Genomic DNA, 18,290 nt, shown 5'->3' on the forward strand with positions numbered 1-18,290 from the left:
AAAATCATCATATCTTTCTGTGGCTTGTTAATTTATCATATTTTGAATTACGAAAGGAAGTTATCTTATGAATACATCACGTTCCCGTTCCGAACTTCTATACGCAGAAGCACTTGAGCATATTGTAGGAGGTGTTAACAGCCCTTCACGCTCGTTCAAAGCCGTTGGTGGCGGTGCACCTGTATTTATGAAAAAAGCCCAAGGCGCCCACTTCTGGGATGTCGATGACAACCGTTATATTGATTATCTGGCCGCTTACGGTCCGATTGTTACAGGACATGCCCACCCGCATATTACGCAGGCCATTACGGAAGCAGCAGCAAATGGTGTACTGTACGGTACCCCAACAGAACTTGAGATCAAGCTCGCCAAAATGCTGAAGGAAGCTATTCCTTCCATGGATAAAGTGCGTTTTGTAAACTCCGGTACGGAAGCAGTCATGACCACGATTCGGGTAGCTCGTGCCTACACCAAACGCAACAAGATCGTAAAATTCGCCGGATGTTACCACGGTCACTCGGATCTGGTGCTTGTGGCTGCCGGTTCTGGCCCTTCTACGCTAGGTATCCCGGATAGTGCAGGCATTCCAACCAGTATTGCGCAAGAGGTCATCACCGTGCCCTACAATGATCTGGACAGCCTCAAAGCTGCACTGGAGCGTTGGGGTGACGATGTTGCCGCGGTCATGGTTGAACCGATTGTGGGTAACTTTGGTATGGTTATGCCGGAGCCTGGCTTCCTGGAAGGCCTCTGTGCCATGACACGTGCTAACGGCTCACTGGTTATCTATGACGAGGTCATAACGGCTTTCCGTTTCCATTACGGTTCTACTCAAACGTATGCCGGACTCGAAAACCATGCGGAGATTGAACCCGATCTGACGGCTCTTGGTAAAATTATTGGTGGCGGCCTGCCAATCGGTGCTTACGGCGGACGCAAACATGTTATGGAGCAGGTTGCTCCACTCGGCCCGGCTTATCAAGCCGGAACGATGGCTGGTAACCCTGCATCCATCTCGGCTGGTATCGCATGTCTGGAGGTCCTGCAAGGCGCGGGTGTATACGAAGAGATGGAACGCCTTGCTATTGATCTGACGGCAGGTCTGCAAGCTTCTGCTGACCGTCATGGCATTGCACTAACGATCAACCGGATTCGTGGTGCATTCTCCACCCATTTCTGTGATCATCCGGTGACGAACTATGATCATGCCCAAGACACGGACGGAGAGCTGTTTGCTTCCTTCTTCCGTCACATGCTGGATCGTGGCATTAACCTCGCTCCATCCAAATATGAGGCCTGGTTCCTGACCACGGCTCATACAGATGAAGATGTTCAGGCTACATTGGAAGCCGCAGAAGCTTCCTTCAAAGCGATGGCTCAGGAATAAATTAGATTATTTCCATCTACAATATAGCGTACAAGCTGTATTGTAGATGGATAACAACTCAAGGAAAAGGCGTCCAACAAGTGATTAACTTGTGTGGACGCCTTTTGGTGTTTACGGACATCACTCTGATCGTTGTTTCCTGTGAATCAATTATGCTTCCGATTCTTCTAGTTATTTCTGCCTGATCTGAAGTTTCAAAATTTCCTCCCGGATCTTCTGTATCCCTTCCTCGATTCGCTGCTTCGGCACATTGGAGATGTTCAATCGCAGCATTTGATCCTCATGCGCCTGATATGTTCCCTCCGGATAATACCGTTCTGTCGTATCAACGATGACTCCGCGCTTTTGAAGCCGGGACAGTAGAACACGAAGCGGCATATCACCCGCCAAAGGTAATACGGTATGCTCCCCTCCTGTTCGAGGAGCCTCCATAAATGGAGCAAAGTCTGGATATGTGTCCAGTTGCTCATGCACCGTGTTCATCCGGGCAGCATAGCGGTTACGAATCACTTTCCTGTGATGAGCAAACATTCCGCTGTGGACATAGATCTCCAGAGCAGCTTGAGACAGAACGGAAGTGTCGATATCGAGCATTTTTTTGTAAGCCCCAAAAGATTGAATTAGTGGTGAGGGCAGAACAGCTACACCAATGCGGAGACCTGGAAACAAAATTTTGGAGTAACTCTTCAGATAGATGACCCGGCCTTCGGTATCATAGGACCATAGCGGGTCCTGTTTCGTATTGTCCTCCAGATCAGCCAGATAATCGTCCTCTACCAGATAGACATCGTACCGCTGTGCAAGCCGGATCAGTTTCTTTTTCTCAGCAGCAGTCAACGATGTGCCAATCGGATTGTGAAAGCGCGGCATGACATAGAAAAACTTGATATCTTCCTCAGCGAACTGACGTTCAAGCGATGCCCAGTCCAGCCCATTCAGGGCACGTCTCACACCGGCAATCGGCACATTCAATCCACTCAGTAGCGAGGGCATATTGTGATAGGTCGGTAGTTCAAGCAATACTTTTCTCTTTCCATTGGGAAAAGGCATCAATGCAAGTACAGCCAGTGCCTGTTGCACACCTGATGTGATAAAGAACTGCTCTGTTCTCGCAAACACCTGATAATCCGCAAACTGCTTCTGCAACAGCAGAATAAGCGAAGGTAATCCCTGATCCGTGCCATACATAAATAACTCTGCTTGCTTCTTCTCCATCGCCTGATCTACACAGTGACGAAAGTCTGCATAAGGGAACACCCTTGGATCGGGTGCAGCTGAAGCAAAGTCCAACGCTCCCTGCCAGTCCATGTCCTGAGCACCTGTCCCGTTCTGTACGGCATAATAACCGGATTGAGGTATGGCATACACCAAATGCCGCTGTTCCAGCCACTCATATGCACGAATAGCCGTGCTTACACTGCATTGATATTGTTCTGCTACAACTCGAACGGCTGGAAGACGGATGCCCTTATCTGCCCACTGGTGACGATCCTGCTGTTGCATCTGTTCCTGAATCCACTGCTTTAATGCTTCGGCAATCACTTCGTATTTCCTCACTGCACCCACCCCTCTCCCACAATTGTACCGCTACAGTTCATGCTTTTATCTATTGTAGCACGATGCACCTGGCAGTATATTGAATAAGGCCAGCACGTGCCTCGAACCTGACATATTTCAGGATAATGAAAGATAAAGCACTATGACTACTGTATTGGAGGAGCTTTTATGAACACAACACACACTCGGGGGTACGCTTATATCGCAGCTGTATTGTACGCGGCTATTATCGGTTTATCTTTTCTATTTGTTAAAATGACTGTCACTGTTGCACATCCCATTGATGTGCTTGCCCACCGATTCGCCCTGTCGCTGATCGTTGTCAGCATTCCTGTCATTTTTGGTTGGATCAAAATCCGACTTAGCCTTCGTGATCTGTGGAGAATCATTCCACTGGGGCTGTTATCTCCCGTCTTATTTTTTGCCTTTCAAGCCTTTGGACTCGTATCTTCCAACTCATCGGAAGCCGGTATTATTCAGGCTATGGCCCCTGTATTCACACTCGTTCTCGCTTCAGTTTTCCTGAAGGAGCGCACATCCACCACACAAAAGCTGTTCCTGCTTCTGTCTGTCGCTGGAGTCGTTTTTATTTTCATGATGCAAGGAAATGGCGTGTCAGTGGGTAACCTGAAGGGCATTGCATTATTGCTGTTATCCACGGTCTGTTTTGCAGGTTATGGTGTACTTGCGAGACCATTAACCCAGAAGTATAAACCCATGGAATTAACATGGGTCACGCTGATGGTTGGTTGTATTGTGTTTAACGCCGCTTCACTGATCCGACACGCTTCCAGCGGTTCCATGATGGACTACATCAAACCACTTGGAGATACATCCTATCTGGGTGCCCTTGCTTATCTGGCGATCCTCTCCACCATGATCTCCACCCTGCTCGCGAGTTATGCCCTGACTCATCTGGAGGCTTCCCAAATGAGTGTATTCAGCAACCTGTCCACACTCATCTCCATCGTAGGAGGTGCATGGATACTGCATGAACCAGTGGGTAGCTACCACTATATTGGTGCATTGTTGATTATCGCTGGTGTGCTTGGCACCAATATGAGCGGTCGCAAACATAGGCTGGTCAGTGGAATCAAAGCGTGATATAATTCTGGAAATTGTAAACATTTGTTATCCGCGATGATGAAGAGAAGTACATATGTCAGGATGCTACAGAGAGCCGGCGGCTGGTGGGAGTCGGTGCATCGGATATGTGGAAATGGGCTTCGGAGTTCCAAGTTGAACAAAGTCTGTATCCTTTCCTAGGAATACACACTTTCAGTAGGCGAGGCGGCATGTCCAGCCGTTATCCATGGACAGGATATCGATAGGCATGGAAGCTCATAAAAGAGCTCCTGGTAGATACCTCATCCGTATCCCTCAAGTGGGCCGCAACAGAGTGGCCAATGAAGGTGGCACCGCGAGGCACAAGCTTCGTCCTTTATTCTGTTCCCAACCGGGGAATGGGATAAAAGACGAAGCTTTTTTGATTTTTTTGCAGGCTGAAAGGAGGTGATGGTCGTGGAAGACGGCTGGTGGCGACAGCTCAATGTTGAAAAATCACAAAACCAAAGGAGAATAAACCATGAACAAAAACAAGGATATTATTTTGACAGGAGATCGGACTACCGGACAACTTCATCTCGGCCATTACGTAGGCAGCCTGCGCAGTCGGGTACAATTGCAGGAAGAGTACAAAACCTATATTTTACTGGCAGATGTTCAGGCACTCACCACCCACTATGATCAACCTGGCCTGATTGCAGATAGTGTTCATCAAGTCACGCTTGATTACCTCGCCGTAGGCATTGATCCGAACAAAGCTACCCTGTTCATTCAATCCATGATTCCGGAAATTGCGGAATTGACTGTGATCTTCTCCATGTTTGTTACCGTCAATACACTCCGGCATAATCCGACCATCAAGAGCGAAGCACGTGATCGCGGATATACCGACCTGTACTACGGATTTCTTGGATATCCGGTCAGTCAGGCTGCTGATATTGCATTCTGTAAAGCCACCCTTGTTCCGGCAGGGGAAGATCAGATTCCTCACATTGAGACAGCACGAAAATTGGTTCGCCGGTTCAACGAGTTATACGCTCCCATTCTCCCCGAACCCCGCATTTTGACCGGAGAGCGGCTTGGAGGACTGGATGGCGTTGGTAAGATGAGCAAAAGCATGGGGAATGCGATCTCATTAAATGCAAGTCCTGAAGATGTAAAAGCCAAATTGATCAAGGCCAAGACTGATCCTGCCCGCATCCATCGTTCTGATCCAGGACACCCGGATATCTGCCCTGTTTTTGCCTATCATCAGCTTTTCCGCAAGGAGAATGTAGACGAAATACATGCCAGTTGCAGTCAGGGTTCGATCGGATGTAAAGACTGCAAACAGATCGCAGGCAGTGCGATTAACGATCTGCTTACTCCTTTTCGTGAACGGCGAAATCAATATGAACAGCGAGTAGACGAGGTGAAAGAGATTCTTGTCGAAGGTACCCGCCAGGCTCGCAAAGTCGCGCGGGAAACGATGCTTGAAGTGCGAGAAGCCATGGGTATTCGTTATTTTGATCTCTAAACACAGAGATGGAGTCCGAATTACAGGATGGGACGCACCACATGATCTGCAGGCTTGCCTGTATGAAGCGCACAAATCACGTTAACACTGCTGAGGACAGTCTATCGCGAAAAGGGGCCTCCTCAGCATGAAACCTAGACAACCTTCTTTTTTGCAAGCCATGATGTTAATTATGTTATCCGTCGGCCTGATTAGCCACGTGCTGATCATTCCCGCCCTATTGAGTGCAGCCAAAAGGGATTCATGGATCTCGGTCCTGCTATCCGTAGGTCCCTACCTTGTATTTTCCCTAATGCTTGCCTATGTATCTCGTTTTCTCCAGCATCAAACCCTGCATGAATGGCTGACTTCACATCTGGGCAAGCCCCTCGGCTTTCTTTTCCGGATTGGGAACAGCCTCTTTTTCTTGTCCGTGATTTACTTCACCCTGCATGACACGACCACATGGGCCAAAACCAGTTACCTGACGGAGACACCCGTATTTTTTACAAGCATTGCGCTCATGTCGCTCTGTGCCTATGCAGCCTATAAAGGTATTCGTTCGCTGGCTTTTACAGCAGGACTGGTCCTCCCTCTCGTTGTACTGCTTGGCTTCTATGTTGCGATCGTCAATACCCAATACAAGGATTACAGTCGTCTGCTTCCTGTACTTGAACATGGCTGGCCTCCCGTGCTTCATGGCATGGTTTACAGCCTTGCAGGCATGTTCGAGCTGCTGCTCTTGTGGTACATACAACCTCATCTCTCCAAAAGGATTCGTCCATGGCAATACGTGATGCTCGCACTCGTCATTGCAGGTCTGACACTGGGGCCACTCATTGGTGCTATCGTGGAATTTAATCCTTTTGAGGCTGCCAAAATGCGTTATCCCGCTTTTGAAGAGTGGCGGATAGCCTCCTTGGGCAAATACATCGCGCAAACTGACTTCTTTTCCATCTACCAATGGCTCGCCGGCTCGTTTACCCGGATTAGTCTTGCCATGTATATTGTGGTGGAAATTTGGGATATTAAGAGCACCTCTAAAAGGAGGATCAGTTGTGTCTCTTTAGCCGTTCTATTTATACTCTCCATGCTGTACCGTCTAGACGATATCACATTCGAAAAGCTGCTTGTCGATTACATATTCCCGTTCAATCTCATCTATCTTAGCGGACTTGCTATAATCGCAACAACGGTTGCACTCATCAGCTCACGCCATCAGAGGAGGAAACATCATGGAGTACCCAACGATTGACAACACGTCCCATGAAACACTGCTTGCCTCTTTGAAAGAGCAATTCAACCCCTGCGCGGATGTTGTCATTCAAACTTTTCCAGCAAAAGATGAAGCTGATATGCCGATCATTATGCTATATTGCGATGGTCTGACGGATGCCAAACAAATCAATCAGTTTATCATTCCCCGGCTCGAGGAACATTCCCTGCTTGAAGAAGATGTGTATCCGAAAGAACTGGGCTTAACATTAAATCCAATAGAAGACCTTCAAGATACGGATCAATTAAATCTATTGCTTTTTAGTGGACAACTGCTGTTGATCTTCGGCAACGGCGATCAATCCTGCAGTTTGGATATTGCGAGCATTCCTGGACGCAACCCTGAAGAATCAGCCATTGAGTCTTCCATTAAGGGGCCTCGTGATGGATTTACCGAAGAGCTGAGTGTAAATATCGCACTCATTCGTAAACGGATGAAAACCTCTTCCATGTGCTATGAAAAATATGTTAAAGGTGGGCGAACTCAAACCTCTATTGGCCTATTGTATGTAAAAGACATTATAAATCCGGAGATCCTAAAAGAAGCACGTGAAAATATAGATAAAATTGAAGTTGATGGTATTATTGGGACTTCTGTTATGGAAGGAGCAGTTATGGGAGGCATTCGCAGTATCTTTCCTCTCACTGATAATACAGAGCGACCTGACTATGTCGTGGACTCGCTCTTAAATGGGCGTTTTGCTGTTCTGATTGAAGGTTCACCTGTTGCGATCATCGCTCCAACTACACTATTCAATCAATTGAAATCACCGGAAGATGAGAACACTCCTTTCTTCATTGTGACTTTTGAACGCATCCTGCGGATTTCCGGTTTGCTGATTGCTTGCTTTTTTCCTGGATTCTATATCGGCCTCACCAGTTTTAATGTGGAGCAGATCCCTCTCCCGCTTCTGGCAACGATTGCTGGTACTCGTATGGGGCTGCCCATGCCTGTAACACTGGAAGCCTTTTTAATGATTTTTATGTTCGAGTTATTCAATGAAGCTGGCCGCAGACTTCCTCGTGCTTTGGGCCAAACTGTCAGTGTGGTAGGCGGACTCATTATTGGAGATGCAGCTATTCGTGCCGGGATTACTTCTCCTACCATCATTGTAACGGTAGCGATTTCAGTTATCTCCAGCTATATTCTAGTCAATACGGTACTCAGTGGGGCTACTGCTCATGTGCGAATCGGGATGCTTATTGTTTCTTCCCTCCTTGGATTATTCGGTTTCATGCTTGGACTATTTGCCCTGTTGGTACACCTTGTATCCTTGGAGTGTTATGGCGTCTCCTATCTGTCCCCCGTCTCTCCCTATATTCCCGGCGACTTCACCCAAGCCGTATCCATGTACCCTTCCATGAAGAGAACCAAGCGTCCGGCCGCACTCCATACTCAGGATTCTACCCGTCGGAGGAAACGTCCGTGAGCAGATGGATTCAATTGGTGTGCTTGCTTATGAGCAGTCTGATCATGCTGACGGGGTGCTGGGATTCCAAAGAGGTCCAGAGCATTAACTTTATTACGGGAATAGGGATAGATTATAAGGATGACAAGTATATTGCTTACGCCCAACTAATCGATTTCTCCAGTATCGCCAAGCAAGAAGGTCCGACTTCGCGGGAAGAAAGCGATATCTGGATTGGGCGAGGCGAAGGCAAAACCTTAAGTATGGCTATTAATGACCTCTATCAAACTTCACAGCAACAAACACTGTGGACCCATGTAAAGGCGATTGTTATATCGAAAAATGCCCTGAGCGGGCGGCTGGGGGATATTTTTAACACACTGCTGCATTCGGGTCAGCTGAGATATACACCATGGATCTACGGCACGGAACAAAGCATACCCGATGTGCTTGCCCCCTCTGCCCTGCTGAACCAATCTACCCAGACCATTGAGCTATTTGAACCGATTAAGCTGTACAAGCAGCATTCTGCCTTCGAACCCATCCGTCTTCATCAGCTTCTTGACGGTATTCGTGAGCCTGCTTCGGTTATCCTATTACCCTCGATCACCAACAAGAACCAAACCTGGTTCAATGGAGATGAAGCTCCCCCCTTGGTTAAAACGGATGGATTTTTTGTCATTTCAAATGGCAGAAGTGAAGGGAAAGTGGCAGGGGAGGACGCAGATGGTACTCGATTCGTAAATTATAATCGTGTCTACCAGTACCCACTGTACGTTTATAAGAACGGGGGCCAAACTCCTGATCTCACACTTCGCCTCCATAACCCGCATACGAAAATTTCATCAAGGAAAGAAGGAAATGGGGTCATTTTCGACCTGATCACTTCGGTAAAAGGTGTCATTGTCGAGGATAACGGCTCCCACCAATCTCCTCGCACAATGGAGAAATCAGCCGAGAAACAGATCGAATCCGAAATTCGGACAACATTCGAAAAAAACAAATCACGGAAAATTGATTCCTATGGCCTAGCTGAACATCTGTATCGTCATGACCTTGCAGTGTGGAAAGAACAGGTTCAGCAACGGGCTGATCCCATCAAACGATTCAAACTTGGCAAAGTGGAGGTTCGTGTAAAAATCCTTAATGCCAGCACGTACAAATACACTGAGTAATACACAAAGAGGGCCAGTCACCTGCAGTGTGAATGCAAGGTTACTGGCCATTTTCTCTTCTACCTCTTGCTGGTTATCTTGCATTTCGTATCACGTCAGCGGATACGCCATAACACTCATCAAAGCCAATTCAGGCTGAGTCGTATCCAAACGGCTGTACTGGATGATGACGGGGATGTTGCTCGAAACCGTAATCGCATAAGGTACGCCCGGCGGAATTGACTGCTCTCCGGAGCGAAGCGATGCAGTGCGAATATGCTTTGTCCTTCTCGCTGGCACTTCAGCGACCACACCTTCGAGTGGTTCTCTGTCTTCAAAGTAAATCGTGATGTGCAGCTCCGCATCCGTGCTACTAGTGTTCAGTACACAGATACTCTCATGACTCTCAAGTGTACCTCGGCTCTCCGGGGGAATGTAACCATCCGGAATGACCCAGTAGGTGTGACCTGTAGCTGCTGAAACATTCTTACGGGCAGATGTGCCTGATTCTGTCTGGTCAGGTGTCATTGAAATACATCCTCCTTTTTTTGCGATTGCAATATAGGTTAAAAATCTGGTGGGCTCGCGGGGCAGTCGCTTCGGCGGACGGATCGGCTGTAGGCCGCTGTTGGCTCGGGATTTCTATTCCTTTCCCCTCAGCAGGGGAAATCCCGCTCCAAAGGCGGACGCTTCGCTCCCTCTACCCGATTCCGCCCTCCTCCGCTGCTACGCTCACCTGTTTTTTTAAAAGTTTATTGCCTTCGCTACTCGCTGGGCAACTTTGCTGGCTCGTTATTTAATTAACTCGCTTAATTATTAAAGGCATGAACCTACCGCAGATACATCTGCAGCGGTTGCAATTGCAACTCACGGATGGCTTGTGCCACCTGTTGGGCAAGGCGACGGGCGCCTCGTTCCTGAAAATGCGTGTTATCCTCCACGCCTGAGGGGAAGTTCACATACTCGCCTGGCAGCACCCACATAAAGTCGTCCTTGGTGCCTTCTACGCCTGCCTGCTCGAATAGAAGACGGCTGCGCTCAGCCAGATCGATCAGCGGAACATCTTCCTCTTCCGCCAACTCACTCACGGCGATGATATAATCGCCGTGGGTATCGGTCAATGTGCCATCATCCGCAAAATAGCGACGATGCACCGGGGTTATGAGCACTGGACGAGCCTTGGCTTCGCGTGCAGCATCGATATACTTTTTTAAATATTCCTTATATGTTGTGAATGGGTCCGTCCCACGTTCAGGGTCCGGCTTCTCATCGTTATGTCCAAATTGAATAAACAGAAAATCTTCAGGCTTGATTCGCTCCAGAATGGCGCTTAATCTGCCTTCATTAATAAAGCTGCGGGAACTGCGCCCTGACTGAGCGTGATTATCTACTGCCACATCATGTTTGAACTGTGCTGGCAATAACTGGCCCCAACCGCAATACGGATATCCACTTTCCGGCTGATCTGTTACGGTTGAATCCCCGGCAAGAAATACGGTCATGGTCTGATTCGCAAGAGTAATCTCCAAAGCATTAATTCTCGGTGCAGGACCGGAGAATGACAGACGAAGTCTGCCGCCGCGAACAACAACCGAGAATCTAACCTCTGCGCATTGTCCGGGAAGTGTGCGAATGGTTGGCAGTACAAGCCTGCCTTCACCAGCTTTCACGCGGGTCACTGTCTCAGCCAACTCATCACCTGCAACAAGTAATACTTGGTAGGTTCCGTCGGGAACATCCACGATGAACGATGCTTTGAGCGGAATACAGAAGCCTGAACGCAATCGGGCAGACATGGTTGTCTGCCCCGAATTGTTATGATGTTGTTTCGTGGGATCCGGCACATCGTCATCTCCGATGCGTTGTTTCTCATACACCAGAGATCCTGCCTCGAATCCGTATCCTCCCCGTTCCTCATATGCGGTTGTTGCAGTTACTTTCAGATAATCCTCTGTCTCATCTGCTCTTCCCGAGTCCGGTCCAAAGTTAAACTTCCAGCTGGTCACGGAAACTGCCTGGCCCTCTGCCGCTGCCCCCATGGCAACGGCCTGACTACCCTGAGCTTTATTCAAAAGCGATAACCTCCTTGGTTAACTTTCGTAAACGTTCATTCGGGCGAAGATACAGTAATCTGGCTTATCCTTTCAATCCGCTGGTGCTCATCCCTTGAACAATTTGTTTTTGGAAGATGAAGAACACAGCTACAACCGGAACCAGACTGACGATGGACATCGCGAACATTGCGCCCCAGTTGGAAGCAGATTCACTATCCAGGAACATTTTCAGCGCCATCGACACGGTGTATTTATCAGGCGAGTTCAGGTACAATACCGGACCGAGCAGATCCTCCCATCTCCAGTAGAAGGAGAAGATGGCTGCAGTCGCCAGAGAAGACTTGATCAGCGGCATAATAATCTGGATATACAGTCTGAATTTGTTACATCCATCGATGGTTGCAGCCTCATCCAACTCCTTCGGAATCGTTCGAATGAACTGTACCATCAGGAAGATGAAAAACGGCATTCCGAAGAATGTAGGTACAACGATTGGCAAGATAGTATTCAGCCAGCCGAGCTTCGTGAAAATGATGTACTGAGGAACCAATACCACGTCATGTGGCAACATCAGTGTTAACATCATCAAGGAGAACCAGAATGTACGTCCCTTGAAGTTAAGTCTGGCAAAACCAAAAGCGATCAGCGATGACGATATTACGGCACCGATCGTGGAAATAACCACGATTACAAGTGAGTTGGTGATGTAATCCATAAACGGTCTTCCAGCTGTGCCTTTCCAGCCATCCACATAGTTGCTCCAGATCCACTCCGCAGGAAACAGGGTATCCGCTGTGACGAAAATCGTACGGCTTTCCTTGAATGAACTGAATAGCATCCATAGGACGGGATAGAGCATCAGGAGGGCAAGAGCTGCAACGAACAGGTGATAAACGGGCCATTTTACATTTCTCCAAACCATCGTTACTTCCCTCCTTCAGATTCGTAGAACACCCAGTACTTGGATGTCAGGAACACAGCTACCGTGAGTATACCAATCATGATGAGCATGACCCAAGCCATGGCCGAAGCATAACCCATGTTGTTAAACATAAACGCCTGACGGAACAGATACAGGGAGTACAACATCGTACCGTCCATTGGACCGCCTTCTCCTTTGGAGATAATATAGGCAGGTACAAACGTCATGAATGCTCCAATCGTCTGCATAATCATATTGAACAGGACGATCGGGCTAAGCAGTGGCAAGGTGATGCTGAAAAATTTCCGTATAGGATTCGCACCATCCACACCTGCTGCCTCGTACATCTCAGTAGGGATATTTTTGAGACCAGCCAGGAAGATCAGCATGGACGAACCAAACTGCCACACAGACAGTGAGATGAGCATAACCAGGGACGCATTCGGGTCACCAAACCAGCTTATTGGCCCGATCCCGATTGCCGTTAGAGCACTGTTGATAACACCCTCATTACTGAAGAGGTTACGCCACATAATGGATACGGCCACACTACCACCGATAATGGATGGCAGGTAATACAGCGTCCGGTACGTTCCAATCATACGAGAGCCAGTGTTTAGGACCATCGCTACGAAGAGGGCAAAGATCAACCTTAACGGTACCCCAATGAATACATACAGAAACGTCACTTTGACCGAGTTCCAATATTTCGGGTCATCAAAAAACATTTTGGTGTAGTTATCAAGCCCAATCCACCGCGGAGAAGTGAATAAGTTATAACTCGTGAACGACATATATAAGGACACAAACATGGGGATGAGTGTGAAGCCCAGGAATCCAATAATAAACGGGCTTATAAACGCATATCCAGTTAAGTTTCTACGTAACGACGAATACTGCCTCAATGGAACGAACCTCCTTCATGGATCAGCTTGCTCCCTCATCCTTGCTTCGGTCATCTGGACGGGGAAAGGCCCTCGCATTCGCGAGTAGCCTTATTCCCGACCATCCCTGAAGTGGGACGAGCAAGCCATCATTCAACTGTTATTTATTGTTCGCAAGTACAGATTCGGCGTTCTTGCGGAATGTTTCTGCTGCCTGTTCAGGTGTAATTTTGCCAAAGTTCAACTCTTCAACCACATCTGCCAGAGCAGAGATTACTTCAGGTGAACCAACCGGTGGCGGAGAACTCATTGGTGAAGCTTTTGGCTCCATGGCTGCTACGAATTCAAAGACTTGTTTCGTTGCGTCACTCAGCTCAGGTGCGATAGCTTCTTTGATTGCTCCTGAAATTGGCACACCGCGCTCACCTTTGATCAGTTTATTGGCTTCCACGTCATTCACCCAGAAATCAATGAATTTAGCCGCTTCTTCCTTCACTTTGGAGTTGGACGTTACACCCCAATACATACTTGGTTGCATATAAAGTCCTTTTTCCATATCTGGTCCTGGCATTGGAGCGATTTCGAGTGGACGGTTCGCTACCTGTTGCAAGGCTACAAACTGGTTGGACCATTGCCATACGCCGATTCCTTTTTCCTTCACGAGATCTGATTCCTCTATAATGCCTTTAGTTTGGTTGGCTACATCCGGCGTAGGTGCTGCACCTTGCTCGATCATGCGGCGCATAAGTCCGAAGAACTCCACAAACAATTGGTCATCATCATAACCAAGGCCAGTTCCTTCTGCATTGTAAAGCGAATGTCCTTTGGTACGCAGGAAGTAATGGAAGAAGATATCAGGAGCTACCCCTCCATCCAAATACAGGCCTTTCTCTGCGGCTTGTTTACCCAGTGCTTCGTATGATTCCCATGTCATATTTTCAGGCATAGCTTCCGCTCCCGCTTTTTGAAGCAATGCAGGGTCATATTGGAAGCCCAGAACGTTAACACCGGCAGGTACACCGTATTGTTTACCGTTAATTACACCTGTGCTAATAACGTTCTCGGACACATCGTCCACTTTGATCTGATTGCCCAGATAAGGCGCTAGATCCTCAAGCTGACCATTCTGTGCATATTGGCTGATGTAGGAAATATCCATCTGAACGATGTCAGGCAACTGATTTGCCGCTGCTTGTGGTGCGAGCTTTTTCCAGTAGTCATCAAATGAAGCATATTCCACGTCGATTTTGACATTCGGGTTTTTCGATTTGTACAGGTCGATGACCTTCTGTGTATATTCATGCCGTGCATCCGAACCCCACCAAGCGATCCGCAGGGTAACCGATCCATCCGATGATCCCTGTTCGCTACCTCCACCTGAACTACACGCCGCTGTAAAAACGAGCAATGCAGCCATCATCAGGAATATTGCCTTTTTCACCATGCCAATCTCCCCTTTTATGTTGATATGGTTATGTGAAACGAGTTATCCTTTTATTTCTGATAACGCTTTCACAAACTTGTTAATGTCATTTTCGCAAATGTACGACCAGAGTTGAATACACAAAACCGTCTTGTTGGTTCAAAAAACAGAGGAGGACAACAGCCTCCTCTCGGCGCTGTTCGTCCTCCCCAGACATGAATTACATGATTGGTAGTCCATTGTTATATGCCGATCCTGCGGAATTCCGTAGGTGTCATACCGGTCCACTTTTTGAACACCTGACTGAAATATTGTGAATTCCCGCCGAATCCGAACAATTCAGCAAGCTCGAATACTTTCACATCCCCGCCTCTGCGAATATGGTCACATGCGCGTTCAATGCGCAGACGATTCACGTAATTGGAGAAATTCTCGCCTGTGACTTTTTTGAAAATTTTGCCCAAATAATCTGGATTCATATACAACATCTGATGGGCGACTCCATTGAGAGAGAGATCCGCCTCTCCATAATGACGATCCACGATATCCATCATCTTCTCCACGGCAGAAGACTGACGACTGATATGGTTTTTGTAATACCCGGAAGTTAATCGGGCCGCACTGCTTGCAACAAAAGACTTCAAACCAGATAACGTATCGATATGCGGCAGTTCTGCCATACGCTGGGTGAATTCCGTTGCCTCCTCTGGCGGACAGACATGAACCATCGCAGAATATAGCTGCACTACGTAAGAGCGAGTCACTTCAATTTCCAGCTGCTGACGCGATAATAGATCAAACAGACGATCCACCTCTACCGCTGTTTCCTCGGTATTGCCCGATTTGATCAACTGACACAGTTGCTCCGCATCCTGTTCTACATGTACGCCGTCGCATTCTCCGGCTAGAACCAGATCATTCTTCGTAATCAGCTTGCCTTCACCGATAAAAAAGCGATGGTTCAGATACTGCAATGCCTCACGAAACAAACGCCTGGACTGAATCATTCGATCTGCTTCACTCAGCGCAGCGGTCACTTCTAATTTGTATAGTCTGGTGAACGCGGCCCGAACCTCCTCAATGCTCTCCTTCAGTCCGGCCTGATCAGCTGAATCCGCAAGCAGGATGAGGAGTTTGCCTTCAATGGTTGTGCTTAACAGGACATGTGGGAGCAGGTCACTGGCAATGTTTTTGATCGCAAATAAATGACTGTAATCATGTTCATCTACAATTCGGAACAGCAGTAACCGAACTGTGTTCTCTTCAAGCTCCAGATCAAACAGCTCCTGATAATACTCCAGATCAACCGGCCCATAGGTTCGGTTGGTCATGAACTCCAGCAGAAATTGCTCCTTCACATGTGGAAGGACACGCTGCAATCGCTGTTTCATCTCACCGGCAACATGCTCCTTCACCTGAGCATCCTGATGTTCCTGCAACAGTTCAGTTAATGCATCATGGATCTGATTCTCGTTGCAGGGTTTGAGCAAATAATGCTTCACACCGTATTGCATCGCTCTGCGAGCATATTCGAACTCCTTGTAGCCGGATAACATGATGAAACGTACACCCGGATATGCTTCAGATGCCTTCTCTATGAGTCCGAGACCATCAAGACCTGGCATGGAAATATCCGTAATAATAATATCGGGTCTCGACTGCCCAATTTTGTCCAATGCTTCAATCCCGTTCCTCGCCGTACCCACCAATTCCGTTCCTGCTGCGGCCCAATCGACCACTTGGGAAATCCCCTCCAGAATGACACGTTCATCATCTACGAGCATCACTTTGTACATCGTCATCGTCCTCTCTGATCCAAGGTATGCTGATCGATACTACAGTTCCTGATCCGGGCTTGCTGCTCATCACCATTCCACCTTCATCACCGAAGGTCAGTCTGATTCGTTCCTGGATGTTAGATAACCCAATGCCCTGTCCTCTTGTCTGAATACGTCCTTCGTGTAGTTGTTCCAGGAATTCCGGTGTCATCCCCGGACCGTCGTCCTCGACTTCAATAATCACCTTATCTCCATCTGCTCTCGCCCGAATACGAATCCGGCAAGGGTCAATGCTTGGTTCGAGTGCATAATGTATGGCGTTCTCCACCAAAGGCTGTAATGTTAACTTTGGTATCCGCGCCGTTCCTACCTCTGGGGCAATTTCCATGTCGAAATCCAATCTTTCCTCAAAACGCGTACGCTGAATTGTCACGTAACTTCGGACAATGTCCAGCTCTCTTTCCAGCGTGATCCACTTCTCGGACATATTCACAGAGCTACGCAGCAGAAATCCGAGAGCCTCAACCATTTCCGAGATCTGTCGTTGCTTCTGTACTTTAGCCAGCCAGTTAATCGATTCCAGCGTGTTGTATAGAAAATGTGGATTAATCTGCGCCTGAAGCGCTTTCAACTCAGTCTCACGAATCACCAGTTGCTTGGCATAATTCTCATCAATTAATTCACGTATCCGTTGAAGCATCATCTTGAATGTGCGATGCAGCAGTCCAACCTCATTCTGTGGAGACATCGGAACATTGCCAAGTGCTGCCTCCTCCAACTTATCCAGATCTCCTTTTTCGATATTACGCATCTTTTTGATCAACTGCGCAATTGGATGGGTAATACTGCGAGAGAATCTCGCTCCAATGATAAGCGCCGCCAGAAAAATCATAATGAAGATCACCGTGACCAACTGTTTGACAAACTGGATCTTTTTAAACATCTGGTCAAACGGGGTTGTGTACAAATAGGTCCAATCCGTATAGGAAGAATGAGCACGAGCTACAAAGTGCCTCCCCTGCTCCAACATGGCAATTCCATAGGGCTGGGTGCGCTTCAGTTCAGATTCAATCTCGGCTTCACTGACGGCTGATTCTGTTGGATAGATCACTTCTCTTCCATCAGTAATCAGTAATTGGGAGTCCTCAGCCGGTTCTTGCATCTGGTCCTGTACAATTCGGTCCAGCCGGACGCGGATGATCAGTGTGCCGAGGTCCTCCAATGTAAATGCTCCGCCAATAAAGGATTTCACCTGTCGGACCGACAAGAGCCGGGACTGTTTATCCCCACTGGTATGCCAGGCATTGGATCCCGAGTATTGCTGTCCCAGTGCAACCAGTTCCTTTTGCTTCGACTCCGAAATTCCCTCCCGATTGCCTGCGGCCATAACGTTATTATCATTATCGATAAATAACATGGAATAGACGTATTTTTCGGAACCGGCATAGGCGACTAACCTGTTGGTAATTTTTTTACGTAATCCATTTTTCTCGTAACCCGTTTCGACCTTTTTCAGTTGGAGCAGATACTGCTGAAGCGGCTCGTCCGACATGACCTTGAAGGAGAGATTAGAAATTTCACGAAGTTGATTCTCAATACCTACCGAAGACATATTGAGGACCTGCGAGGATTTCTCATAGATCTGACGGTCATAGATACTGAACACATATCGGAGTACGGACGCATAAAACGTAAAGCTGATTAACATCAAAATTCCGATGAGAAGAATCGTTTTGTGATGAATCGGCAGTGTTGTGAAAGCGTTCTTAATTTTGTTCATCCTAAGCGCTCCTTTGGCTTGCGAGGGGTGCCTGTCATGCTATAGGTTAGTGGTTTTATTGTAAGTTATTTTCATATTTACACATCCATTGGTCATCTGACAAGATA

Annotated in this window: 14 protein-coding genes and 1 other annotated feature; of the genes, 6 read left to right on the forward strand and 8 right to left on the reverse strand. The window is 47.7% G+C overall.

Annotated features, from left to right (window positions below):
- Nucleotides 1–67 precede the first annotated feature (67 nt).
- Nucleotides 68–1,387: a glutamate-1-semialdehyde 2,1-aminomutase gene (locus J2X75_RS28495; protein WP_150364256.1), complete on the forward strand. Its 1,320-nt coding sequence runs from the start codon at nt 68–70 to the stop codon at nt 1,385–1,387.
- Nucleotides 1,388–1,558: 171 nt separating this feature from the next.
- Here J2X75_RS28495 and J2X75_RS28500 read toward each other — a convergent pair whose 3' ends face one another.
- On the reverse strand, nt 1,559–2,890 hold the full coding sequence (locus tag J2X75_RS28500) for an aminotransferase-like domain-containing protein (RefSeq protein WP_397384468.1): 1,332 nt from the start codon (nt 2,888–2,890) through the stop codon (nt 1,559–1,561).
- Between the two features lie 222 nt (nt 2,891–3,112).
- Between J2X75_RS28500 and J2X75_RS28505 the strand changes: the two genes are divergently transcribed.
- The 5 genes from J2X75_RS28505 (at nt 3,113) to J2X75_RS28525 (ending at nt 9,363) form a co-directional block, all read left to right on the forward strand.
- Entirely contained in the window at nt 3,113–4,048 is a 936-nt protein-coding gene (locus J2X75_RS28505; RefSeq protein ID WP_310342764.1) for a DMT family transporter, read from the forward strand.
- Nucleotides 4,049–4,075: 27 nt separating this feature from the next.
- Nucleotides 4,076–4,389: a binding site (T-box leader), on the forward strand.
- A gap of 140 nt (nt 4,390–4,529) precedes the next feature.
- On the forward strand, nt 4,530–5,525 hold the full coding sequence (gene trpS, locus J2X75_RS28510; protein WP_310342767.1) for a tryptophan--tRNA ligase: 996 nt from the start codon (nt 4,530–4,532) through the stop codon (nt 5,523–5,525).
- A gap of 127 nt (nt 5,526–5,652) precedes the next feature.
- On the forward strand, nt 5,653–6,759 hold the full coding sequence (locus tag J2X75_RS28515; protein ID WP_310342770.1) for a GerAB/ArcD/ProY family transporter: 1,107 nt from the start codon (nt 5,653–5,655) through the stop codon (nt 6,757–6,759).
- Nucleotides 6,740–8,209 (forward strand): spore germination protein, encoded by a 1,470-nt coding sequence (locus J2X75_RS28520; protein WP_310342773.1) that lies wholly within the window; start codon nt 6,740–6,742, stop codon nt 8,207–8,209. Before J2X75_RS28515 ends, J2X75_RS28520 begins: the two co-directional genes overlap by 20 nt.
- Nucleotides 8,206–9,363 carry a Ger(x)C family spore germination protein gene (locus J2X75_RS28525; protein ID WP_310342776.1) on the forward strand — a complete coding sequence of 386 codons (1,158 nt, stop codon included), beginning with the start codon at nt 8,206–8,208 and terminating at the stop codon, nt 9,361–9,363. The genes J2X75_RS28520 and J2X75_RS28525 overlap by 4 nt, the downstream gene beginning before the upstream one ends.
- A gap of 90 nt (nt 9,364–9,453) precedes the next feature.
- On the opposite strand, the gene J2X75_RS28530 is transcribed toward J2X75_RS28525, so the two are convergent.
- From J2X75_RS28530 to J2X75_RS28560, 7 genes are all read right to left on the reverse strand, one after another.
- Nucleotides 9,454–9,870 carry a sensory rhodopsin transducer gene (locus tag J2X75_RS28530; RefSeq protein WP_310342781.1) on the reverse strand — a complete coding sequence of 139 codons (417 nt, stop codon included), beginning with the start codon at nt 9,868–9,870 and terminating at the stop codon, nt 9,454–9,456.
- A gap of 302 nt (nt 9,871–10,172) precedes the next feature.
- Nucleotides 10,173–11,381 carry a rhamnogalacturonan acetylesterase gene (locus tag J2X75_RS28535; RefSeq protein WP_397384470.1) on the reverse strand — a complete coding sequence of 403 codons (1,209 nt, stop codon included), beginning with the start codon at nt 11,379–11,381 and terminating at the stop codon, nt 10,173–10,175.
- A 97-nt stretch (nt 11,382–11,478) separates the two neighbouring features.
- Nucleotides 11,479–12,318: a carbohydrate ABC transporter permease gene (locus J2X75_RS28540; protein WP_091039044.1), complete on the reverse strand. Its 840-nt coding sequence runs from the start codon at nt 12,316–12,318 to the stop codon at nt 11,479–11,481.
- A gap of 2 nt (nt 12,319–12,320) precedes the next feature.
- Nucleotides 12,321–13,223: a carbohydrate ABC transporter permease gene (locus J2X75_RS28545; protein ID WP_091039042.1), complete on the reverse strand. Its 903-nt coding sequence runs from the start codon at nt 13,221–13,223 to the stop codon at nt 12,321–12,323.
- Between the two features lie 139 nt (nt 13,224–13,362).
- Nucleotides 13,363–14,646: an ABC transporter substrate-binding protein gene (locus J2X75_RS28550; RefSeq protein WP_249913786.1), complete on the reverse strand. Its 1,284-nt coding sequence runs from the start codon at nt 14,644–14,646 to the stop codon at nt 13,363–13,365.
- A 221-nt stretch (nt 14,647–14,867) separates the two neighbouring features.
- Nucleotides 14,868–16,421 (reverse strand): response regulator, encoded by a 1,554-nt coding sequence (locus tag J2X75_RS28555; protein ID WP_310342798.1) that lies wholly within the window; start codon nt 16,419–16,421, stop codon nt 14,868–14,870.
- Complete coding sequence (locus J2X75_RS28560; RefSeq protein WP_310342800.1) at nt 16,396–18,183, reverse strand: sensor histidine kinase; 1,788 nt, start codon at nt 18,181–18,183, stop codon at nt 16,396–16,398. Before J2X75_RS28560 ends, J2X75_RS28555 begins: the two co-directional genes overlap by 26 nt.
- Nucleotides 18,184–18,290 lie beyond the last annotated feature (107 nt).

Source organism: Paenibacillus sp. 2003, from assembly GCF_031455635.1.
Classification (GTDB): domain Bacteria; phylum Bacillota; class Bacilli; order Paenibacillales; family Paenibacillaceae; genus Paenibacillus; species Paenibacillus amylolyticus_B.

Coding starts and splice junctions, on each gene's coding strand:
- J2X75_RS28505 (WP_310342764.1), top strand. CDS start 3,113: ATGAACACAACACACACTCGGGGGTACGCTTATATCGCAGCTGTATTG.
- J2X75_RS28530 (WP_310342781.1), bottom strand. CDS start 9,870: ATGACACCTGACCAGACAGAATCAGGCACATCTGCCCGTAAGAATGTT.
- J2X75_RS28520 (WP_310342773.1), top strand. CDS start 6,740: ATGGAGTACCCAACGATTGACAACACGTCCCATGAAACACTGCTTGCC.
- J2X75_RS28555 (WP_310342798.1), bottom strand. CDS start 16,421: ATGTACAAAGTGATGCTCGTAGATGATGAACGTGTCATTCTGGAGGGG.
- J2X75_RS28495 (WP_150364256.1), top strand. CDS start 68: ATGAATACATCACGTTCCCGTTCCGAACTTCTATACGCAGAAGCACTT.
- J2X75_RS28500 (WP_397384468.1), bottom strand. CDS start 2,890: ATGCAACAGCAGGATCGTCACCAGTGGGCAGATAAGGGCATCCGTCTT.
- J2X75_RS28515 (WP_310342770.1), top strand. CDS start 5,653: ATGAAACCTAGACAACCTTCTTTTTTGCAAGCCATGATGTTAATTATG.
- J2X75_RS28550 (WP_249913786.1), bottom strand. CDS start 14,646: ATGGTGAAAAAGGCAATATTCCTGATGATGGCTGCATTGCTCGTTTTT.
- J2X75_RS28560 (WP_310342800.1), bottom strand. CDS start 18,183: ATGAACAAAATTAAGAACGCTTTCACAACACTGCCGATTCATCACAAA.
- trpS (WP_310342767.1), top strand. CDS start 4,530: ATGAACAAAAACAAGGATATTATTTTGACAGGAGATCGGACTACCGGA.
- J2X75_RS28535 (WP_397384470.1), bottom strand. CDS start 11,381: ATGGGGGCAGCGGCAGAGGGCCAGGCAGTTTCCGTGACCAGCTGGAAG.
- J2X75_RS28540 (WP_091039044.1), bottom strand. CDS start 12,318: ATGGTTTGGAGAAATGTAAAATGGCCCGTTTATCACCTGTTCGTTGCA.